This window comes from Sphingomonas sp. ID0503 (assembly GCF_048565625.1).
Classification (GTDB): Bacteria; Pseudomonadota; Alphaproteobacteria; order Sphingomonadales; family Sphingomonadaceae; genus JBLZUR01.
On the sequence record NZ_JBLZUR010000002.1, the window covers coordinates 1,611,081 to 1,631,488 of the forward strand.

General features: G+C 67.3%; 18 protein-coding genes and 2 pseudogenes. 7 read left to right on the plus strand and 13 right to left on the minus strand.

Annotated elements, in window-relative coordinates:
• Nucleotides 1–21: 21 nt before the first annotated feature.
• The gene (locus ACM608_RS08890; RefSeq protein ID WP_419685145.1) at nt 22–1,443 is read right to left on the minus strand and encodes a glycosyltransferase family 2 protein; all 1,422 of its coding nucleotides are present in this window, start codon (nt 1,441–1,443) and stop codon (nt 22–24) included.
• 62 nt (nt 1,444–1,505) lie between these two features.
• On the opposite strand from ACM608_RS08890, the gene ACM608_RS08895 reads away from it, so the two are divergent.
• Nucleotides 1,506–2,069 (plus strand): cytochrome b, encoded by a 564-nt coding sequence (locus ACM608_RS08895; RefSeq protein WP_419682868.1) that lies wholly within the window; start codon nt 1,506–1,508, stop codon nt 2,067–2,069.
• Between the two features lie 168 nt (nt 2,070–2,237).
• Here ACM608_RS08895 and ACM608_RS08900 read toward each other — a convergent pair whose 3' ends face one another.
• The 7 genes from ACM608_RS08900 to ACM608_RS08930 all read right to left on the minus strand — a co-directional run bounded on the left by ACM608_RS08900 (nt 2,238) and on the right by ACM608_RS08930 (nt 8,234).
• Entirely contained in the window at nt 2,238–2,672 is a 435-nt protein-coding gene (locus ACM608_RS08900; RefSeq protein ID WP_419682870.1) for an Hpt domain-containing protein, read from the minus strand.
• A 55-nt stretch (nt 2,673–2,727) separates the two neighbouring features.
• Nucleotides 2,728–2,940, minus strand: coding sequence for a sulfurtransferase TusA family protein (locus ACM608_RS08905; protein WP_419685147.1), 213 nt, complete (start codon nt 2,938–2,940; stop codon nt 2,728–2,730).
• A complete protein-coding gene (der, locus tag ACM608_RS08910) occupies nt 2,940–4,298 on the minus strand; it encodes a ribosome biogenesis GTPase Der (protein WP_419682872.1) in 1,359 nt (452 codons plus the stop codon). The genes ACM608_RS08905 and der overlap by 1 nt, the downstream gene beginning before the upstream one ends.
• A gap of 7 nt (nt 4,299–4,305) precedes the next feature.
• The gene (locus tag ACM608_RS08915; protein WP_419682873.1) at nt 4,306–5,643 is read right to left on the minus strand and encodes a PQQ-binding-like beta-propeller repeat protein; all 1,338 of its coding nucleotides are present in this window, start codon (nt 5,641–5,643) and stop codon (nt 4,306–4,308) included.
• Entirely contained in the window at nt 5,643–6,338 is a 696-nt protein-coding gene (locus ACM608_RS08920; protein WP_419682874.1) for a tetratricopeptide repeat protein, read from the minus strand. The genes ACM608_RS08915 and ACM608_RS08920 overlap by 1 nt, the downstream gene beginning before the upstream one ends.
• 70 nt (nt 6,339–6,408) lie before the next feature.
• Nucleotides 6,409–7,269, minus strand: coding sequence for a 3-methyl-2-oxobutanoate hydroxymethyltransferase (panB, locus tag ACM608_RS08925; RefSeq protein WP_419682876.1), 861 nt, complete (start codon nt 7,267–7,269; stop codon nt 6,409–6,411).
• Between the two features lie 80 nt (nt 7,270–7,349).
• Nucleotides 7,350–8,234, minus strand: coding sequence for a quinone oxidoreductase family protein (locus ACM608_RS08930; protein WP_419682878.1), 885 nt, complete (start codon nt 8,232–8,234; stop codon nt 7,350–7,352).
• A 213-nt stretch (nt 8,235–8,447) separates the two neighbouring features.
• Here ACM608_RS08930 and ACM608_RS08935 point away from each other — a divergent pair, with 213 nt between their 5' ends.
• Nucleotides 8,448–9,272: a ferredoxin--NADP reductase gene (locus ACM608_RS08935; RefSeq protein WP_419682879.1), complete on the plus strand. Its 825-nt coding sequence runs from the start codon at nt 8,448–8,450 to the stop codon at nt 9,270–9,272.
• A gap of 30 nt (nt 9,273–9,302) precedes the next feature.
• On the opposite strand, the gene ACM608_RS08940 is transcribed toward ACM608_RS08935, so the two are convergent.
• Nucleotides 9,303–9,647 carry an ArsC family reductase gene (locus ACM608_RS08940; RefSeq protein WP_419682881.1) on the minus strand — a complete coding sequence of 115 codons (345 nt, stop codon included), beginning with the start codon at nt 9,645–9,647 and terminating at the stop codon, nt 9,303–9,305.
• A 45-nt stretch (nt 9,648–9,692) separates the two neighbouring features.
• Between ACM608_RS08940 and ACM608_RS08945 the strand changes: the two genes are divergently transcribed.
• From ACM608_RS08945 to paoC, 4 genes and pseudogenes are all read left to right on the plus strand, one after another.
• A complete protein-coding gene (locus tag ACM608_RS08945; RefSeq protein WP_419682882.1) occupies nt 9,693–10,220 on the plus strand; it encodes a methylated-DNA--[protein]-cysteine S-methyltransferase in 528 nt (175 codons plus the stop codon).
• Between the two features lie 38 nt (nt 10,221–10,258).
• Nucleotides 10,259–10,897: an aldehyde dehydrogenase iron-sulfur subunit PaoA gene (paoA, locus tag ACM608_RS08950; protein ID WP_419682883.1), complete on the plus strand. Its 639-nt coding sequence runs from the start codon at nt 10,259–10,261 to the stop codon at nt 10,895–10,897.
• Nucleotides 10,894–11,844 carry an FAD binding domain-containing protein gene (locus ACM608_RS08955; protein ID WP_419682884.1) on the plus strand — a complete coding sequence of 317 codons (951 nt, stop codon included), beginning with the start codon at nt 10,894–10,896 and terminating at the stop codon, nt 11,842–11,844. The genes paoA and ACM608_RS08955 overlap by 4 nt, the downstream gene beginning before the upstream one ends.
• Before the next feature lies 1 nt (nt 11,845).
• Nucleotides 11,846–14,051 (plus strand): annotated as a pseudogene (paoC, locus tag ACM608_RS08960) (aldehyde oxidoreductase molybdenum-binding subunit PaoC).
• Between the two features lie 93 nt (nt 14,052–14,144).
• On the opposite strand, the gene guaA reads toward paoC, so the two are convergent.
• Nucleotides 14,145–15,716, minus strand: coding sequence for a glutamine-hydrolyzing GMP synthase (gene guaA / locus ACM608_RS08965; RefSeq protein ID WP_419682885.1), 1,572 nt, complete (start codon nt 15,714–15,716; stop codon nt 14,145–14,147).
• 53 nt (nt 15,717–15,769) lie between these two features.
• Complete coding sequence (locus ACM608_RS08970; protein WP_419682886.1) at nt 15,770–16,297, minus strand: hypothetical protein; 528 nt, start codon at nt 16,295–16,297, stop codon at nt 15,770–15,772.
• Between the two features lie 239 nt (nt 16,298–16,536).
• On the opposite strand from ACM608_RS08970, the pseudogene ACM608_RS08975 reads away from it, so the two are divergent.
• Nucleotides 16,537–16,665: pseudogene (locus ACM608_RS08975) on the plus strand (methyl-accepting chemotaxis protein); the annotation flags it as partial.
• A 922-nt stretch (nt 16,666–17,587) separates the two neighbouring features.
• On the opposite strand, the gene ACM608_RS08980 reads toward ACM608_RS08975, so the two are convergent.
• Together ACM608_RS08980 and rplQ are read right to left on the minus strand one after the other, a co-directional pair.
• Entirely contained in the window at nt 17,588–19,711 is a 2,124-nt protein-coding gene (locus tag ACM608_RS08980; RefSeq protein ID WP_419682887.1) for a prolyl oligopeptidase family serine peptidase, read from the minus strand.
• 75 nt (nt 19,712–19,786) lie between these two features.
• Complete coding sequence (rplQ, locus tag ACM608_RS08985; RefSeq protein ID WP_419682888.1) at nt 19,787–20,209, minus strand: 50S ribosomal protein L17; 423 nt, start codon at nt 20,207–20,209, stop codon at nt 19,787–19,789.
• Between the last annotated feature and the right edge of the window lie 199 nt (nt 20,210–20,408).

The window sequence follows — 20,408 nt, forward strand, 5'->3', positions numbered from 1 at the left end:
CACGAACGGATCTCCTTGAAGTTAAACCCCCACTGCCGTCCGCTTCTGCTTCACCCAGGTCTCCCGGCCGCGAAGGAAGGCGAGCCAGCCCCAGGCGGCGCCGGCGTGGCGGAGGAGCTGGAAGGTGAAGGGTTCGAGGATCGACGCCACGAGCGCGGGGCCGAGTTCCAGACCCTTCTTCTGACCCGTCCAGCGCTTGTAGATGCCGATCGACCAGAGGTGGAAGGCGAGGTCGACGGCGACCTTTGCCGCCATGACCGCGACGACCGTCCAGACTAGAGCCAGCCGCCCAGTCGCCAACAGCCAGATCAGGATGGCGAAGGCGGTGAGGCCGTAGATCGGCTGGTAACGGTCCATCGCCTTGACCGGCAGCATCGCGGTGCCGAGCCGGCCGAAATGGCGGTTGCCGACCATATCGCGGTTCCAGTGCTGTGTCTGGAGGAATCCGCCGAACCAGCGGCGGCGCTGGCGGAGGAAGCCGATGGGACTTGCAGGCGCGTCGGTGGTGGCGAGCGCAGCGCCGATGACGCGGACGGTCCAGTCCTGCCCGGTATCGGCGGCATGGCGGTGGAGCCGGTGGATCAGCTCGTAATCCTCGACCATGCAATCGGGATCGAAGCCGCCGACCTCCATCACCGCGTCGCGGCGGAAGGCGGCGAAGGCGCCGGAGATGAGGAGCAGGCCGTTCACCTGTTCCCAGGCGTAGCGAGACAGGAAGTTGCGGACATATTCATAGGCCTGGAACCACTCAAACAAGCGCCCCATCAGATGCGGGCCGCAGACAGGGGCGATGACGCCGGTCGCGGCGACAAGCTGCGGTTCGGCGGCGAAGGCGTCGCGCATCGCCTTCAGCGCGCCGGGCGCGAGCAGGGTGTCGGCATCGACGGTCAGGACCATCTCGTTATCGACATGGATCAGGGCGGCGTTGAGCGCGCGCGCCTTTCCAGCATGGGGCAGGCGCAGCCAGCGGAGCGACGGCAGGACCGGCGACGGCCCGCTCATCGTGCCGACCTCCGGCGGTTCGAGGCCGTAGAGGTCGGCGAGGACGGCGGCGCTCCCGTCGGTCGATCCATCGTCGGCGAGGAGGATCAGTTCGGGTGGGTCCGCCTGCCCCGCCAGCGTGTCGATGGTGATGCCGAGCGCCTGCGCCTCGTTATAGGCGGCGATGATGACGCCGAGTGTCGGCCGCGCCGCGCCTTTGAGCGGGGGGACGGGCGATCCGTGGCGGAGCGGGCGGATCTGGCGGGCGGTGAAGACGAGGAGCGCGGTGTCGTAGAGGATGTAGGCGATGCCGACCGCCCAGGCGGCGGCATTGTGCCGGTAGAAGGTCATGGCGGTGAGCGTCAGGAAGAGGACGGGCGCGAACGCCCCGATGACATGGCTGCGCCAGCCGACCGGACGTGCGGTCAGGCGCGGTGACTGCCGCTCGAAGGCGTGCATCATCTGGGTCACTGGCGGAGCGTGATCCTTGGCGTATGAATGCGGCATTGCGGAGGTGAAACGATATGGTGCGCTATACCCGAACGGCGATGCTGTTTCATTGGCTGATCGCGGTGCTGATCGTCGCGAATGTGGGGCTTGCCTGGGTGTGGCCGACTTTGGACGACGGGGTGCGGCCGTTGATCGACACGCATAAGTCGATCGGCATCACGGTGCTGGGCCTCACCATTATGCGGGTGCTGTGGCGGTTGACGCACAGGCCGCCGCCCTTGCCGCACGGGTACAAGAGGTGGGAGACATATGCGTCGGGGGCGACGCATTTCCTGTTGTACCTGATCATGTTCGGCCTGCCGCTCACCGGGTGGATCATGGATTCGGCTTGGAAGAGTGCGGGCGAGAACCCGATGTCCCTGTTCGGCCTGTTCGAATGGCCCCGCATCGGCGCGGTCATGTCGCTCGATCCCGCCACGAAGGAGAGCGTGCATGACGGGTTCGGCATGGCGCATGGCAATCTGGCGGTGATCCTCTACGCCTTGTTCGCGCTTCATGTGCTCGGCGCGCTGAAGCATCAGTTCTGGGATGGCGAGCGTGAGCTGCAGCGGATGTTGCCGGGGCGCCAAGCCGGATAAGTTGTGTAAGTTGCGGCTCGGAAAAGGGGTGAAGTTGCGGTTCGCGCGGGTGGGCGGCGCGAGGGTGAACTTTCGGCGTGAGTGAGTCGGCAGTGCATCACGCAGGTGAAGCAGAAAGTGGCTGTGTAGGACAGCCGAAGCGATCCTTCCCGGAAGGGGAGGATGGATTTAGGCTCGGCCGAAGCTGGGGGTGGTGACGGCGCGGCGGCCGAAGGTTGGGCGGGCGGTGGGGAGCGGTGCCGGCGTGGCCTCCCCTTCGAGGGCGGTCAATGTCGCTTCGAAGGCGGGACGGAGGGCGACGACTTCGCTGACCAGTTCGTCGGGGGTGCGGCGTTGTTCGACGAGGCGGCGGGCGGTCATCTCGATCTTTTCGGCGATCAGCGCCAGACCCTCGGCCCCGAACTGGCGGGCCTCGCCCTTCAGCGTGTGGGCGGGGAGGACGAGAGCGGCGGAGTCGGAGGTGCGCATCGCCGCTTCGATCCGTTCGACCGAGATCGCACCGTCGTCGCGGAAGTAGTTGAGGATGCGAGCAAAGCCGCCGCCCAGTTCAGCCTTGAACTGGCGCAGCGTGGGCCAATCGACAAGATCCGAACCATCCCTCACCCGTACCGGCCTCCCTTGCCGCCCATTGTTGAGGGGCCGGAATAGTCTTTCGACGTTAACGGTTGGTAAGCGGCGCCAGTTCGTAAGTGTCGCCTTCCGCCGAAACGGACCAGCCCTGTTGCGCGGCGAAGGCGGCGACTTCGGCGGCGGCGCGGGGATCGTCGGCGAGGAGGCGGACGCTGTCCGGCATCTCCTGCCGGATCGCGCGGGCGAGGCGGAGGACCGGCCAGGGGCAACGCATTCCGCGCGCATCGACGGTCAGCACGATCAGTCCTTCTTGTCGAACGGGTTCTTGCTGGGGCGGAGCATCAGGCGGACGGGGACCGAGCCGAAGCCGAGTTCGCGCCGCATGCCGTTGACGAGGTAGCGGACGTAGCTGTCGGGGAGCAGGTCGACGCGGGTGCCGAACAAAGCGAAGGTCGGGGGGCGGACGTTGACCTGGGTGACGTAGCGGGCCTTGATGCGCTTGCCGCCGGGTGCGGGCGGCGGGTTCTTTTCGATCGCATCCTCGAACCAGCGGTTGAGCTGGCCCGTGGTGACGCGCTTCGACCAGGCGTCGCGGGTCTCGAAGGCGGCGGCCATCATCTGGTCGAGGCCCTTGCCGGTCATTGCGGAGACGGCGAGGAGCGGCAGGCCCTTTACCTGGGAAAGACCATCCTCCAGCGCGGCCTTGACGCCGTTGAACAGGCTGGAGGCGTTTTCCGCCACGTCCCATTTGTTGAGCGCGATCATCAGCGCGCGGCCTTCCTGCAGCACCTTGTCGGCGATGCGGAGATCCTGCGCCTCAAGGCCGAGCGTGGCGTCGAGGAGCAGGATGACGACCTCCGCGAAGTCGACGGCGTGGAGGGCGTCGGCGACGGAAAGCTTTTCCAGCTTGTCCTGCACCTTGGCGCGCTTGCGCATGCCGGCGGTGTCGATCAGGCGGACGGGGCGACCCTGCCATTGCCATTCGATCGCGATGGAGTCGCGGGTGATCCCCGCCTCCGGCCCGGTGATCATCCGGTCCTCGCCGAGGAGCCGGTTGACGAGGGTGGACTTGCCGGCATTGGGGCGGCCGACAATGGCGAGCTTCAGCGGAGCATCGGGGCGGTCGGGATCTTCCTCTTCCTCCGCCTCGGGCTCGTCCTTCTCGATTAGCGGACGGAGCGCCTCGAACAGCTCGACCACACCCTCGCCATGTTCGGCGGAGAGCTGGACGGGTTCGCCGAAGCCGAGCGCGTAGGATTCGAGAATGCCCTGCTCGCCCGCCTTGCCCTCGGCCTTGTTGGCGACGAGGACGACGGGGGTGGTCGATCCCCGCAGCCAGCGGGCGATCTCCTCGTCGAGGGGCACGACTCCTGCCCGCGCGTCGACCATGAAGAGGGCGACGTCGGCGATCTCGACCGCAGCCTGGGTCTGCGCCCGCATCCGGCCGGGCAAGGTCTCGGGATCGTCTTCCTCGAACCCCGCCGTGTCGATGACGCGGAAGTCCATGCCGATCAGGGTGGCGTCACCCTCGCGCCGGTCCCGCGTGACGCCGGGGCGATCGTCCACCAGCGCCAGCTTCTTGCCGACGAGGCGGTTGAACAGGGTCGACTTGCCGACATTCGGCCGGCCGACGATCGCGACGATGGGAAGGCGCGCCATAAGGGAATCAGCGCCAGGCGCTGAGGCGCCCGTCGTCGGTCAGGATGAAGAGCGTGTCGTTGGCGACGACGGGCGAGAGGCTGACGCTGCCCTTGACCTTGACTTCGTTCTGGATGCTGCCGGTCTCCGGATCGATATTCGCCATCCGTCCGTCGGAACTGGCCAGGATCAGGCGGCCTCCGGCGAGAACCGGAGCGGTCCAGCCGATATACCCCTTCTTCTTCTTTTCGTTGTCCCAGCGCGGCAGGATGCTGATCCAGCGCACCTTGCCGGTGGCGCGGGCGATGCACATCAGGCGGGCGTCGTCGGTGATGACGAACAGCCAGTCGCCCGCGACCCAGGGCGTGCGGATGCCGGCAAGGTTGATCTCCCACTGACGCTGTCCGGTGGTGAGTTCGAGCGCGACCATGCGACCGCCCTGCCCCACCGCATAGACGACGCCATTATCGATCACCGGATCGGCATCCACGTCGGCGAGGGCGGCGACGGCGGTCGAGATGCTGGTGCGCGACAGGCTGTCCTGCCAGAGGCTACGGCCGTTTTCGTAGCGATAGGCGTTGAGTTCGCCCGAGGAGAAGCCGGCGACGATCGTCCCCTGCCCCGCAGCGGGCGCCGCCACGCCGAAGACGCCGGCGGTGGCGCCGGCGGCGGACGCGTTCCAGACCTGGCTGCCATCGGCAGCGGAGAGGGCAAAGAGCTGATTGTCCTGCGTCACCACGAAGACGTTGCCGAAGGCGAGGGTCGGCGCGCCGCGCAACGGGCCTGCCGGGCGGACCTTCCAAAGGACCTTGCCGGTCGATGCCTCAAGTGCCGCGACCTGGCCGACGCCGTTGGTGGCGAAGACCTTGCCGTCCTCATAGGCGACGCCACCGCCGAAGAGCGAGGGATTGTCCTTCGTCTTGCCGTCGGCGAGCTGGGTTTCCCAGACAGTGCTGCCGTTCGCGACGGTAAAGGCGCGGACGGTGGCCGTCGTGTCGATGGTGTAGACGCGGTTCTCCGCGACGACAGGTCCGGCGGCGAGGCGCGCGCGGTTGTTCCCGCCCTTGCCGATCGACACGCTCCACGCCTGACCGAGCGGGAGGCCGAGATTGGGATGACCCATCGACTTCGCGGCGTTGCCGCCCGACTGCGCCCAGGCATCGTTGGTGGCGGGCGGCGGCACGACGACCTGCGTCCCCTCCAGCGCCTTGTCCACCTCGGCTGCGGATTCACCGCTCAGGATCGGCACGCGCTTGCCGATGACGGGCGTCTTGGGACGCTTGTCCTCCTTGCCGCCGAACAGGCCACAGCCGCCGAGCGCCAGGACGATGGCGAGGCTGACCCCCACCCGCTTCATCGGCCGCATCAGTTATTCCCCTCCTTGGGCTGGGCGACGCTGACCCCCAGCGCCCCCGCCATCTGCGTCGCCCGGCTGCGCAGGCTGTCCGCCACGTTACGATCCTGCGCGATTGACGCGAACAACGGCCCGGCGAGATCGGGGCGATTGTTGCGGAGATGCGCCATCGCGGTCAGTTCGCCCGCGCTGCCGAACCAGGCGTTGCCGGAGACGGCGAGCGGCTTGAGACGCTCGATGACCTTGGCGGCGGGCAGCTTGTCGTATTCGAGCGCGGTCGCGCGCAGCAGCGCCAGCTGGCGATAAGGCTGGGCCAGGCTCTGGTCGCCGGCGACCTTGTTATAGAGGGCCACGGCCGCAGGGATGTCATTCTTCTGCAAGGCGAGCGCGGCGAGCGTCAGGTCGGTGGCGGCGCGGTAGCCGGGCCGGCCGGATTCCTTCACCTCGGCCAGCTTCTTCCTCGCGCCGGCGGCGTTGCCGCGCTCGGCCGTTTCCAGCGCGGCGACCAGCGCCTCGCCATCCTTCGCCGCCGCCTGGGTGCGGCTATGCTGCCAGAAGAGGTAGCCGCCGAACGCGATCAGAGCGACCGCAACCGCAACGGCGACGATGATTCCCCAACGCTTCCAGAACCGGCCGATCTGTTCGCGGCGGACCTCTTCATCGACCTCGCGAAAGAACGCGTCGTTATTCTGCGGTGTTAAGGCCAAGCAAACTTCTCCGAACGGCCCGGACGGGGCGGCCCTCCTTAGCGGCGCGCATCAGGGAACGAAAGTCGTGTCAGTCCTTTGGCGCGTAGGTCTGATCGGGCGTCGGGAAGGCGCGCGAACGAACATCGGCGGCATAGGTCTTCACCGCCGCCTCGATCTCTCCGCTGATCGCGCCGAAACGCTTCACGAAGCGGGGGACGCGATCGAACAGGCCGAGCATGTCCTCCGTCACCAGCACCTGACCGTCGCACTCAGCCGAGGCGCCGATCCCGATGGTGATGGCGGAAACGGATTTGGTGATCTCGATGGCGATCGGCTCGACCACCCCCTCAATGACGATGGCGAAGGCGCCGGCCGCGTCGATCGCCTTCGCGTCGTCCACGATCCGCTGCCGCTCGGCCGCGCTGCGTCCGCGCGCGCCGTAGCCGCCCAATGCGTTCACCGCCTGCGGGGTAAGGCCGACATGGCCGATCACGGGGATGCCGCGCCGCGACAGGAACTCGACCGTGGGGGCCATCGCCTCCCCGCCCTCCAGCTTCACCGCCGCGCAGCCGGTTTCCTTCAGGATGCGCGAGGCGCTGAGGAAGGCCTGCTCGGGCGAAGCCTCGTAGCTGCCGAAGGGCATGTCGACGGCGACGAGCGCATGATAGCTGCCGCGCACCACCGCCGCGCCATGCGCGCACATCATGTCGAGGCTGACCGGCACGGTGGACGGCAAGCCGTAGACCACCTGCCCCAGCGAGTCGCCGACCAGCAGCACGTCGCAATGCGGATCGAGGATCTGGGCGGTTCGGACGGTGTACGCGGTCAGCATCACCACCGGCTCCCCACCCTTTCGCGCGCGGACGGCGGGAACGGTGACGCGCTTCATCGGCGCGGGCGTGGGTGTCGCGCGGCTGGTGGCGCTATCGACGGTGTAGGTCGTGGACATGGGCGGGGTCTACTACAGTCATCCTCCCCCGCAAGGGGGACGTGGCAGGCGCAGCCTGACGGAGAGAGGGATGATGTGGGTTACGGGAGCAGCACGGTGGAGCCGGTGGTCTGCCGTCCTTCCAGTGCGCGATGGGCGTCGGCTGCGGCGGAGAGCGGGAAGGCCTGGCCGATCTCGATCCTGATCGCGCCGTTCGCGATCAGCGTGAAGAGGCGGTCGGCGAGGGAGACGAGTTCCTGCCGCTCGCCGACATAATCGAACAGCGTCGGGCGGGTGAGGAAGAGCGAGCCGGCGCGCGACAGGTCGAGCGGGGGAACGGGCGGGACCGGGCCGCTGGCATTGCCGTAGGAGGCGATGAGGCCGCGCTTGGCCGTGGACGCGAGCGAGGCGGCCCAGCTGTCCTTGCCAACCCCGTCGAACACCGCATCGACGCCGCGCCCGCCGGTGAGATCGCGCACCCTGGCCGCCAGCGCCTCATAGGGGAGATCGAGCGCGTGGTCGGCCCCGAGCGCCTTGGCCTTGGCCGCCTTCTCCGCCGATCCGGCATGGGCGATGACCGTCACGCCGATCGCCTTCAGCCATTGCACGAGGATGGAGCCGACGCCCCCTGCGGCCGAGTGGACCAGCGCCGTCTGCCCGGCCGTCATCCTGGCGCAGCGTTCGGCGAGGAACCCTGCGGTCATGCCCTTCAGCACGGCGGCTGCGGCGATCTCGTCCGCCACGGCGTCAGGCACATGCAGCAGGACGTCGGCGGCGATGTTGCGGCGATCGGCATAGGCCCCCACCGCCCCGGTCGCGTAGGCGACGCGGTCACCCACAGTGAAGCCGGTGACGCCGGGGCCGACCGCCTCGACCACGCCCGCCGCCTCAATGCCCAAGCCGGCGGGAAGATCGACCGGGTAGAGGCCGCTGCGCCGATAGGTGTCGATGAAGTTGAGGCCAATGGCAGTGTGGCGGACGCGCACTTCGCCCGAACTCGGGATCGGGCAGATCAGCGGTCTCCGCCTCGATCACCTCGGGCCCGCCGGTGCGGCGCATGGTCATGCGGGTGGCTGTTGTCATGCTGGCTCCGTCTTCAGTTCAGCTTCGGTTGCGCCAAGGACATTTGGGGTTGTGACAGCCGCGTTGCACGTCCATTTGCGAGCCGGTTGCAGATATCACCCCGGAACGACCAAGCGATGACCGAACAGACGTCCATCTCCCCCGCGCTCGAACCCACGGGCGCCTTCGGCGTCGAGACGGTTCTGTCGGTGCATCACTGGAACGAGCATCTGTTCAGCTTCAAGATCACCCGTCCGGCCAGCTTCCGCTTCCGTTCGGGCGAGTTCGTGATGATCGGCCTTCAGGGCGACAACGGCAAGCCGCTGGTGCGCGCCTATTCGATCGCAAGCCCCGCCTATGCCGAGGAGCTGGAGTTCCTGTCGATCAAGGTCGAGGACGGCCCCCTCACCTCCAAGCTGCAGAAGATCGAGCCGGGTGACCAGGTCTATCTCGGCCGCAAGCCGACCGGAACGCTCGTCACCGACGCGCTGTTGCCGGGCAAGCGGCTGTTCATGCTTTCGACCGGCACCGGACTCGCCCCGTTCCTAAGCCTGATGCGCGATCCCGACGTGTACGACATGTATTCGGAGGTGATCGTCGTCCATTCGGTGCGGCGGGTCAGCGACCTCGCCTTCCGCGAGCTGATGGAGAGCCGGCTCGCGGGGGACCCGCTGGTCGAGGAGGCGGCGGCCGAACAGTTCAGCTATATCCCAACCGTGACGCGCGAGCCGTTCCCGACATCCGACCGGATCGACAAGCTGATCGACGACGGCCGCATCTTCCGCACCCAGACGCAGGCGAGCGGACCGCATCATTTCGAGCCCGAGCACGACCGCATCATGATGTGCGGCAGCATGGACATGATCAAGGACCTCGCCGCCAAGTTCGAGGGGATGGGGTTCGTCGAGGGATCGAACGCCGCACCGGGCGGGTTCGTGATCGAGCGGGCGTTCGTGGGGTAGCCTGATCCTTCCCCCGGCGGGGGAGGATGATCAGGCGAACGCCGCCCCATACTCCGCAGGCTTGAAGCCGACGATCAGCTTGCCGTCGCCTTCCAGCACCGGACGCTTGATCATCGACGGCTGGGCCAGCATCAGCGCGACGGCCTTGTCGCGGTCGATGTCGGCGCGTTCGGCGTCGGACAGCTTCCTGAACGTCGTGCCGGCGCGGTTGAGGAGCGTCTCCCAACCGAGTGCGTCCACCCAGCGCCCGAGGGCGGCGGCGTCCACGCCGGCCTTCTTGTAGTCGTGAAAGGTGTAGGCGACGCCCTCGCCCTCCAGCCAAATGCGCGCCTTCTTGATCGTGTCGCAGTTCGGGATGCCGTACATCGTGAGCATGGATAGAGCCTTTGAGCGCAAGCGGCGGGATGCGGTGCCGAAGGGATGGCAATAGACGGTGATCGGGAGATGATCGAGATGCTGAGCGCCGTCCAAATGCCCTCGCCGGTCGGAGAACTGACCCTTGTCGCCGGAGATGCCGGGCTGGTTGCGATCCTGTGGGAGAGCGACGACGGCAGCCGAGTGCGGCTGGGCGAGACGATGGAAGCAGCGGATCATCCGGTTCTGGGGGAGACGCGGCGACAGTTGGACGAGTATTTCGCGGGCGGGCGGAGGACGTTCGACCTGCCGCTCGATTTCCGCGGGACCGACTTTCAGAAAGCGGTGTGGACCGCCCTCCTCCGCATCCCATTCGGCAAGACGCGGAGCTATGCGGAGATTGCCCAAGCGATCGAGCGGCCGGCGGCGGTGCGGGCGGTGGGTGCGGCGAACGGGCGCAATCCGATCTCGATCGTGGCGCCGTGCCACCGGGTGATCGGATCGGCGGGCGCGCTGACCGGCTTCGCAGGGGGATTAGTGGCGAAGCGGTATCTTTTGGAACTTGAACAACCCCAGGCTCGTCTGTCACTCTGACGTCCAAGCGCCGGGCGGCGCCAACTGGCTGGAGGCCTATGGACAGGACCGATTTCGACGTCTCGCGACGCGCCGTTCTGGCGGGCGGCGCGAGCACCGCTGCGTTCGCGGCGGTCTCCGTTCCTGCGGCAGCACGAGAGGACACCCGTAGCTTGACCCCGCCCCCCAAAGCCCATGTTTCGATGAAGGTGAACGGCGAGGCGCAGTCGCTTGAACTCGACACCCGCACCACCCTGCTCGACACCTTGCGCGAGCATCTGAAACTGACCGGCACCAAGAAGGGCTGCGATCACGGCCAATGCGGGGCGTGCACGGTGCTGGTAAACGGGGAGCGGATCAATTCCTGCCTGACCCTCGCTTTGCAGCACGAGGGCGACGAGATCACCACGATCGAGGGGCTGGGCATGCCCGGCAAGCTGCACCCGATGCAGGCGGCCTTCATCGAGCATGACGGTTATCAGTGCGGCTACTGCACGCCGGGGCAGATCTGCTCGGCCGTGGCGGTGCTGGACGAAATCAAGCGCGGCATCCCCAGCCATGTGCAGGAGGATGTCGCCGCCAAGCCGCAGCTCTCCAACTTCGAACTGCGCGAGCGGATGAGCGGGAATATCTGCCGCTGCGGCGCCTATTCCAACATCCTTGAGGCGATGGAACAGGTCGCCGGGAGCGACGCATGAAGGCGTTCACCTACCAGCGCGCGAAGACTGCGGCGGAGGCGGCCAAGGCCGTCGCGAGCACCCCGGGCGCGAAGTTCCTGGGCGGGGGCACCAACCTGCTCGACCTGATGAAGCTGCAGATCGAGACGCCGACGCATCTGGTCGACGTTCAGGACCTGAAGCTCGACCGGATCGAGGCAACATCCGAGGGCGGGCTGCGGATCGGCGCGCTTGTCACCAACACCGCGCTCGCGGCCGACGCGCGGGTGCGCAAGGATTACGGCGTGCTGACCCGCGCGATCGTGGCGGGTGCCTCCGGGCAGCTGCGCAACAAGGCGACGACCGCGGGCAATCTGCTGCAGCGGACGCGGTGCCCGTATTTCTACGACACCAATCAGCCGTGCAACAAGCGGCAGCCCGGCTCCGGATGCGCGGCGATCGGCGGGTTCTCGCGCCAGCTGGGGGTGATCGGCACCTCCGACGCCTGCATCGCGACCAATCCCAGCGACATGGCGGTCGCGATGCGCGTGCTGGACGCGGTGGTGGAGACGGTCGGCGCGGATGGGCGCGAGCGGAAGATCCCGATCGCCGAGTTCCACAGGCTCTGGGGCGACACGCCGCATATCGAGACGGTGCTGGAGAAGGGCGAACTGATCACGGCCGTCACCCTGCCGAAGCCGATCGGCGGGCAGCACTTCTACCATAAGGTGCGCGACCGGGCCTCCTACGCCTTCGCGCTCGTCTCGGTCGCGGCGGTACTACAGAAGGACGGCAGCGGCCGAGTGGCGTTCGGCGGGGTCGCGCCGAAGCCCTGGCGGGTGGAGGCGGCGGAGGCCGCGCTGCCGAACGGCGCGAAAGCGGTGGCGGCGCGAGCCTTTGCCGGCGCGCGGCCGACCCATGACAATGCGATGAAGCTGACCCTGGCGGAGCGCACCCTTGCCTCCATCATGGCCGAAGCGAGGGCCTGACATGAAGTTCGACACGCCCGCCGGCACGAACCCGATCGACCAGCAGAAGGTCGTCGGCCGCCCCACGAACCGCATCGAACGGACCGCTGAAGACCAGCGGCACCGCGCCTTATGCCTATGAGCGGCACGATGTCGCGGCGAACCAGGCCTATGGCGTGGTCGTCCACGCCGGCGTCGCGAAGGGACGGATCAAGGCGATCAACCTGACCGACGCGCGCGCCGCCCCTGGCGTGGTGACGATCGTCACCTACGAGACCGCAGGCAAGCTGACCAAGGGCGACTTCAACACCGCCCAGCTGCTCGCCGGGCCTGAGGTGCAGCATTATCATCAGGCGGTGGCGCTGGTCGTCGCCGAGACCTTCGAACAGGCGCGCGCGGCGGCGGGCTTGGTCCGTGTCGATTACGAGCGGGCGAAGGGTGCCTATGATCTCGCGGCGGCGAAGGACGGCGCGCCGCTGGCCGAGGAGAAATCCGGCAAGGCGCTGGCGCGGGTCGGCGATTTCGAGGCGGCGTTCGCGAGGGCGGCGGTGACGCTGGACGCTACCTACACAACGCCGGACGAGACCCATGCGATGATGGAGCCGTTCGCGTCGATCGCCAGTTGGCAGGGCGATGCGGTGACGATCTGGACCTCCAACCAGATGATCGCCTGGGGCAGGGGCGATATCGCCAAGACCTTGGGCATCCCCAAGGAGAAGGTGCGGCTGGACTCGCCCTTCATCGGCGGCGGGTTCGGCGGAAAGCTGTTCCCCCGCGCCGATGCGATCCTGGCGGCATTGGGCGCGAAGCAGGCGGGCCGCCCGGTCAAGGTCACGATCGCGCGGCCGATGATGATCAACAACTCGACCCACCGACCGGCGACCATCCAGCGCATCCGCTTCGGCGCGGGCAAGGACGGCAAGCTGACCGCGGTCGCGCATGAGAGCTGGTCAGGCGACCTGCCGGGCGGCGGGCCGGAGACGGCAGCGGACCAGACCAAGCTGATCTACGCCGGCGCAAACCGCATGATCGCCACGCACCTCGCCGTGCTGGACCTGCCCGAGGGCAACGCGATGCGCGCGCCGGGCGAAGCGCCGGGGATGATGGCGCTGGAGGTGGCGGTCGACGAGTTCGCCGAGAAGCTGGGCATCGATCCCGTCGAGTTCCGGATCATCAACGATACGCAAGTCGATCCCAACAAGCCGGATCGCCCGTTTTCCCAACGTCATCTGGTCGAGTGCCTGCGGACGGGCGCGGAGAAGTTCGGCTGGTCGAAGCGGCAGGCCAAGCCGGCATCGGTGCGCGAGGGACGCTGGCTGGTCGGTATGGGCGTGGCGGCGGGCTTCCGCAACAGCCTGGCAACCAAGTCGGCGGCGCGCATCCGACTGGAGCGTGATGGGCGGCTGACCGTCGAGACCGACATGACCGACATCGGCACCGGCACCTACACGATCCTCGCGCAGACGGCGGCCGAGATGATGGGTGTGCCGATCGACCATGTGAAGGTCGTGCTCGGCGATTCCGACCATCCCGCTTCGGCCGGATCTGGCGGGCAATGGGGTGCTGCGAACTCCACCTCCGGGCTGTACGCGGCCTGCGTGAAGTTGCGGGATCAGGTGGCGCAGCGGCTCGGTTTCAACACCGCCGACGTCCGGTTCGCGGACGGCAAGGTGGTGTCGGGCAACCGCTCCGCCGCTCTGGCCGATGCGGCCAAGGACGGTCCGCTTACCGCCGAGGACGGGATCGAATATGGCGATCTCGACAAGAAGTATCAGCTGACCACGTTCGCCGCGCATTTCGTGGAGGTGGGCGTCGACAGCTTTACCGGCGAGACGCGGATCAGGCGGATGCTGGCGGTGTGCGACGCGGGGCGCATCCTCAATCCGAAAGCGGCGCGGAGCCAGGTGATCGGCGCGATGACGATGGGCACGGGTGCCGCGCTGATGGAGGAACTGGCAGTCGACAAGCGCTTCGGCTTCTTCGTCAACCACGACCTTGCCGGGTACGAGGTGCCGGTCCACGCTGACATCCCGCATCAGGAGGTGATCTTCCTCGACTACCCGGACGACAAGGCGTCGCCAATGAAGGCGAAGGGTGTCGGCGAACTGGGGCTGTGCGGGGTTGGCGCGGCGATCGCCAACGCGATGTACAATGCGACGGGTGTGCGGGTGCGCGACTATCCGATCACGCTGGACAAGCATCTAGATAAGTTGCCTCAGCTGGTTTGATCGTCTGGGTTGCCGCCCTCTACCGATAAGGCGAAAGACGTTGAAGATGGCGTGACCAGCGACAGGTCCTGTATGACCCGGGCGTCGTTTAGCTCACTCCCACTCGATCGTGCCGGGGGGTTTGCTGGTGTAATCGTAGGTGACGCGGTTGATGCCCTGGACCTCGTTTACGATGCGCGTCGCCACGCGACTGAGGAAGGCGGCGTCGAAGGGGTAGATGTCGGCGGTCATGCCGTCGGTCGAGGTGACGGCGCGGAGGGCGCAGACGCTGTCGTAGGTGCGGTGGTCGCCCATCACGCCGACGGTGCGTACGGGGAGCAGGACGGCGAAGGCCTGCCAGATCGCGTCGTATAGGCCCGCTGTGCGGATCTCGTCGAGGTAGACGGCGTCCGCCTTGCGGAGGATGTCGCAGCGCTCCTTGGTGACCTCTCCGGGAATACGGATGGCGAGGCCGGGGCCGGGGAACGGGTGCCGGCCGACGAATATCTCCGGCAGGCCCAGTTCGCGGCCGAGCAGGCGGACCTCGTCCTTGAACAGCTCACGCAACGGCTCGACCAGCTGCATGTTCATGCGCTCGGGCAGGCCACCCACGTTATGGTGGCTCTTGATCGTGACGCTCGGCCCGCCCGTAAAGCTGATGCTCTCGATCACGTCGGGGTAGAGGGTGCCCTGCGCCAGGAAGTCGGCACCGCCGATCTTCTTGGCCTCCTCCTCGAACACGGCGATGAACTCGCCGCCGATGAACTTGCGCTTCTTTTCCGGGTCGGTGACGCCGGCGAGGCCGTTCAGGAACCGCTCCTCCGCTTTCACATGGACGAGCTTGATGCCGTAATGCTCGCGGAACAGGGTGACGACCTGTTCGGCTTCACCCAGCCGCATCAGGCCGTGATCGACGAAGACGCAGGTCAGCTGGTCGCCGATCGCCTCATGGATCAGGACGGCGGCGACCGCGCTGTCGACACCGCCGGAGAGGCCGCAGATGACCCGGCCCTCGCCGATCTGTGCGCGGATGTCGGCGATCTTGGTCGCCCGGAACTCAGCCATCGTCCAGTCGCCCGCGAGGCCGCAGACATGGCGGACGAAATTGGCGAGCAGTTTCGCGCCATCGGGCGTGTGAACGACCTCCGGGTGGAACTGCATGCCGTAATAGCGGCGCGCCTCATCGGCGATCACCGCGAAGGGCGCACCGTCGGAGGTGGCGACGATCTTGAAGCCGGGGGCGAATTGCGTGACCTTGTCGCCGTGGCTCATCCAGACCTGATGGCGCTCGCCGACCGCCCAGAGACCGTCGAAAAGGGCGCAGGGCTCGGTGACGGTCAGGAAGGCGCGGCCGAACTCGCCCCCCTCCCCCGTCTCGTGCCCCGGCCGAACTTCCCCGCCGAGTTGGTGCGACATGACCTGCTGTCCGTAGCAGATGCCGAGGATGGGAAGGCCGCTGTCGAACAGGACCTGCGGCGCGCGGGGGCTGCCCTCGGCCGGCACGCTGGCGGGTGAGCCGGAGAGGATGATGCCCTTCGGCTTCAGCCGGTGGAACGCCGCCTCGGCCGCGTTGAAGGGTGCGATCTCGGAATAGACCCCCGCCTCACGGACACGACGAGCGATGAGCTGGGTTACCTGGCTGCCGAAATCGACGATCAGGATCGAATCTTGGGGCTGGACGGACATGGCGTCCGATAGCGGCGCGGGTGGGGAAATGTCCACCCGCGCCGCCCAAGAGGTTAGCCGCGCGGACCGTCGCCGAAGCGGAGATCGCGGACTTCGCCATATTCGACCGAACAGGTGAAGTTGCCGAGGTCGCGATAGCCGTCCATGCGGGTGCGGCCGGTGTCGACCACGCCCTCGACCCGCCAGCCGGAGCCTTCACGCGTCACCCGCGTGATGTCGTTGACGCGTGCGTTCGGCGAGCTGTCATCCTCGGCAGCGGCGATGCAGCGATCGACGGCCTGACCCTGGGTGTCCTCCGCGCGGGCGATCGGCGCGGGCGGTGGCGGCGGCGGGGCTGGCGGCGCGGTGTAGTAGCCGTCGTAGCGATCGTTGCGGCGATTGACCGAGTTGGCGATGGCGACCGCCGCGCCGCCGATGATCAGGCCACCGATCAGCGCGCCCGCGACATCGCCGCCACCGCGATGATAATGATGGTGGCGATAGCCGCCGCCCCAGTAACGCGGCCGCGCCGCCGCCGGGCTGGCCGCACTGGCAATCATCGCGGCGAGCACCGCGCCGGTAACGAACTGACGCATGGCCATCCTGGCATCCTTGATTCGTGGAGCGGGAAATCCGCTTTTCATAGAGGCATATAGCAGAAAATCGCTGTCGCGGCGATGAACCGGCGAGGCGCGGAACATCACCAACCGAACGTTAACCACTGTGTCTGTACAAGGTCGGCGAACCGTACGGATTATTGCAGATCATGCCGCGTCGCCTGCGCTCCCTGCTCTCCACCCTCCGCGAGGAGGTTCAGCATTACGCGACCGAGAGCGAGATGATCGCCGGCCGCACCAACCTCCTGGCGCTGAACGCGACGATCGAGGCGGCGCGATCCGGCGAGGCCGGGCGCGGCTTTTCGGTCGTGGCGCAGGAGGTGAAGGCGCTGGCCGGACAGGCCCGTACGACGTCGAGCGCGTTCAAGGCGGAGGTCATCGACCGCCTCGATCTTGGTGCGGCGATCGCCGAGGAGTTGGTTTTCGACATCGAGGGCGCGCGGCTGACCGAACTCGCCCGCACGCTCGTCCAGAACCTCGTCCGCAACCTCTATTCCCGCAGCATCGACCTTCGGATGATGGCCACCGATCCGGCGGTCGTCACGGCGATGGAGCAGCGCACGGCAGAAGCCTATGCCAAGGCGCGCGAGCGGATGTGCACGCTGACGCGCTATTCGCCGTTCTATCTCAACGCATTCATCGCCGACGACGCGGGAAGCGTGGTAGCGCTTTCCGACGAGGCGGCGCAGGTCCGCAACGCGAAGCTCGGCAACGAGCCGCAATATCGCAAGGTGCTGTCGAGCCGGTCGCCGGACGAGTGGTTCACCGACGAGGTCTGGGCCAACCCCTGGTCAGGCAATCGCAAGGTCCTGATCCTGTGCACGGGCATCTGGCCGGCGGATGCGCGTCAACCGGCGGGGGTGATGTACCTTGAATATGACTGGGAAACCCATGCCGGGACGATCATCAGCGCGGGCGACCAGCGCAGCGTGGCGGCGCGCGATCGGGTGTCGATCATCGACGCGGGCAACCGGCTGGTGGCGTCGAACTGGGGCGGGCAGTTCGGCGACATCATGATGCTGGGCGCGCGCAGCCGGGCGGGCATCGAGGTGGTCGGCAACCGCATCATCGCCCATGCCGCCGCGCAGCCATTCCAGAATTTCGACGGCCTCGGCCTGCGCTGCGTGATCGAGCACGAGACGCTGACCGAGGATCAGGTGCAGGCGGCGCTGAGCGAGCGGCGGCTGCGAGCCCGGGCGGCCTAGGGCCTTCCCGGCCCTCCCCCCTTCACCAGCCTGCGGCTGGTCCCCCTCCCCCTGGCGGGGGAGGATGAGGTTACGGCCGTGATGGCGGGGTTGGTGCGGGGACGGCGAGGTCGGTCCATTTGGCGGCGAACGCCCAGAGGTCGGCGGCCTCCTCGATCTTCTTCGACGTGGGCTTGCCCGCACCGTGGCCCGCGCGGGTTTCGATGCGTATGAGATGGGGCTTGTCGCCGATGTCCGCTGCCTGGAGTGCCGCCGTGTACTTGAAGCTGTGGCCGGGGACGACGCGATCGTCGGTGTCGGCGGTGCTGACCAGGATCGCCGGATAGTCCGCGCCCGAGCGGATGTTGTGATAGGGCGAGTACTTGCGAAGCACCGCCCAGTCCGCTGCCCGCTCCGGATAGCCGTAATCGTCTACCCAGTAGCGGCCGGCGGTGAAGCGGTCGAAGCGGAGCATGTCCATGACGCCGACCGCGGGGAGAGCGGCGGCGAACAGATCAGGGCGCTGGTTGGTCGTGGCGCCGACGAGCAGGCCGCCGTTCGAGCGGCCGGAGATGGCGATCTTGGACGCGATACCCTGCCCTTTCAGATGCTCGGCGGCGGCGGCAAAGTCGTCGAAGACGTTCTGCTTGTTGGCGAGGCGGCCGGCATCGTGCCAACCCTTGCCGTACTCGCCGCCTCCCCGCAGATTGGCCATCGCATAGACGCCGCCCATGTCGACCCAGTCGAGGATCGCGGGCGAGAAGTCGGGCGTCAGCGAGATGTTGAAGCCGCCATAGCCGTAGAGGATCGTCGGGCGCGGCCCGGTCACGCCCTTCTTCCGGACAAGAAACAGCGGGATCTTGGTGCCGTCCTTCGACGGGTAAAAGGTCTGCGTCACCTCGAAGGCGGCGGGGTCGAAGGCGACCTTGGGCTGCGCGAAGACGGAGACTGCGTTGGTCGCCGCATCGTAGCGGTAGATGGCGCCCGGCTGGTTGAAGCTGCCGAAGGAGAAGAAGGTCTCCGGGTTGTCCGGGTCGCCCTCGAAGCCGTCGGCAGTGCCGATGCCGGGGAGCGTGACCTTGCCCTCCGCCTTGCCGTCGGGCGCGAAACGGCGGACCTCGCTCTTGGCGTCAACCAGATAGAGGGCGAGGAGCTTGCCACCGACGAGGTGGGCGTTGTCCAGCATGGACTTGTCCTCGCCGATCACCTCGACCGGCGCGGCGCCGGGGTTGGCGGCGTCGATGCGGACGATGCGCTGGAGCGGCGCGCCCTTATTGGTGATGAAGAAGAGCGTGTCTCCTTCCCCGCCCGCCAGCTTCCAATTGTGTTCGAGGCCCTTGATCAGCGTGACCGGTTTCGCGCCGGGCTGGCGAAGGTCGATCAGGGTGATCTCTAAGCGCTCGTCGGTGCCCTCGGACGAGGTGATGACGAGCCATGCGCCGTCGTCGGTGACCTCCGCCGAGTTGTTGAGCTTGGGCCGATCGGGAGTGGCGTAGACCAGGCGGTCGGCGCTCTGCGGGGTGCCGAGCTTGTGGAAGTAGACGGCCTGGCGTTCGTTGAGCGCCTGGAAGGTCTGACCGCCCGCCGGCTCGGGAAAGCGCGAGTAGAAGACGCCGGAGCCGTCCCTCGCCCAGGCGATCTCCGAGAACTTCACCCATTTGAGTTCGTCGGGAAGGACGGTCGCGTCGGCGACATCCAGGAAGCGGACGGTGCGCCAATCGGAGCCGCCGTCCTGGATCTGATAGGCGAGGTGCGCGCCGTCCTCGGCAACCTTCCAGCTGTCGAGCGCGGTGGCGCCGTCCTTCGCCCAGGTGTTGGGATCGATGAGCAGGCGGGGCGTGCCGTTCAGGCCGTCGCGGACGTAGAGCGCGGACTGGTTCTGCAGGCCGTCATTGCGGGTGTAGAAGTAGCGGCCGCCCGCCCGCTTGGGGATGCCCAAACGTTCGTAGTTCCACAGTTCGGTAAGGCGCGCCTTGATCGCGTCGCGGCCGGGAAGCGTGGCGAGGTAGTCCTGCGTGACCTTGTTCTGCGCGGCGACCCAGGCGGCGACCTTGGGGTTGTTGCGTGCGTCGTCCTCCAGCCAACGATAGGGGTCCGGCAGCTTCTGACCGAAGGCGCTTTCGACGACCGGGCCTTTCTCGGTCGAAGGGTAGGAGATCTGGGCGGTGGCGGTGGTGGACATCAGGAGGGCGCATACAACGGCGAGAGGCTTCATGGAGGCTCCGGGCAAATAGAAAGGCCGGAGACTAACGCCCCCGGCCCTTCCTTCAACCCGTATCGGAGAGGCGGATCAGGCCGCCTCGTCCAAATCCTCGTTGATCTCGACCGGACCGGAGTCCTGGCCCTTGGCCGAAACGTCGCGGTCGACGAACTCGATCACCGCCATCGCCGCCGCGTCCGAGGCGCGGAAGCCGGCCTTGATGACGCGGGTGTAGCCGCCGGCGCGGTCGGCGTAGCGGGGCGCGAGGGTGTCGAACAGCTTCACGAGCTGCGCATCGTCCAGCAGGCGGGCATGGGCGAGACGACGGTTGGAGAGGCCGCCCTTCTTCGCCAGCGTCACCAGCTTCTCGGTATAGGGGCGCAGTTCCTTCGCCTTGGCGAGGGTGGTGATGATCTGCTCATGCTTGATAAGGGCCGCCGCCATGTTGCGGAACAGGGCCGCGCGATGGGCGGAGGTACGCTGGAGCTTACGGCCCCCGACGCGATGACGCATTGTCTTCTTCCTTCAGTTCGTCCCGCAGCCGTCTGAGGTACTGCGGGCCGGGCGGTGAAAAGGGCCACCGCCCAAAGCCCAAGATCAGGCGGAAACTTCTGCCTGATCGTCGCCCCAGCGAAGGCTGGGGCCCATGTCTCTCAACTCCGCACGCCATCGTTTCTGGCGATAGACATGGATCCCAGCCTTCGCTGGGATG

Excerpts from the sequence above, each read along its gene's own strand:
- paoA (WP_419682883.1), top strand. The coding sequence starts at position 10,259 with ATGGACAGGACCGATTTCGACGTCTCGCGACGCGCCGTTCTGGCGGGC.
- ACM608_RS08935 (WP_419682879.1), top strand. The coding sequence starts at position 8,448 with ATGACCGAACAGACGTCCATCTCCCCCGCGCTCGAACCCACGGGCGCC.
- guaA (WP_419682885.1), bottom strand. The coding sequence starts at position 15,716 with ATGTCCGTCCAGCCCCAAGATTCGATCCTGATCGTCGATTTCGGCAGC.
- ACM608_RS08980 (WP_419682887.1), bottom strand. The coding sequence starts at position 19,711 with ATGAAGCCTCTCGCCGTTGTATGCGCCCTCCTGATGTCCACCACCGCC.
- ACM608_RS08895 (WP_419682868.1), top strand. The coding sequence starts at position 1,506 with ATGGTGCGCTATACCCGAACGGCGATGCTGTTTCATTGGCTGATCGCG.
- panB (WP_419682876.1), bottom strand. The coding sequence starts at position 7,269 with ATGTCCACGACCTACACCGTCGATAGCGCCACCAGCCGCGCGACACCC.
- ACM608_RS08970 (WP_419682886.1), bottom strand. The coding sequence starts at position 16,297 with ATGGCCATGCGTCAGTTCGTTACCGGCGCGGTGCTCGCCGCGATGATT.
- ACM608_RS08915 (WP_419682873.1), bottom strand. The coding sequence starts at position 5,643 with ATGCGGCCGATGAAGCGGGTGGGGGTCAGCCTCGCCATCGTCCTGGCG.
- ACM608_RS08940 (WP_419682881.1), bottom strand. The coding sequence starts at position 9,647 with ATGCTCACGATGTACGGCATCCCGAACTGCGACACGATCAAGAAGGCG.
- der (WP_419682872.1), bottom strand. The coding sequence starts at position 4,298 with ATGGCGCGCCTTCCCATCGTCGCGATCGTCGGCCGGCCGAATGTCGGC.
- ACM608_RS08955 (WP_419682884.1), top strand. The coding sequence starts at position 10,894 with ATGAAGGCGTTCACCTACCAGCGCGCGAAGACTGCGGCGGAGGCGGCC.
- ACM608_RS08890 (WP_419685145.1), bottom strand. The coding sequence starts at position 1,443 with ATGATGCACGCCTTCGAGCGGCAGTCACCGCGCCTGACCGCACGTCCG.
- rplQ (WP_419682888.1), bottom strand. The coding sequence starts at position 20,209 with ATGCGTCATCGCGTCGGGGGCCGTAAGCTCCAGCGTACCTCCGCCCAT.
- ACM608_RS08945 (WP_419682882.1), top strand. The coding sequence starts at position 9,693 with ATGGCAATAGACGGTGATCGGGAGATGATCGAGATGCTGAGCGCCGTC.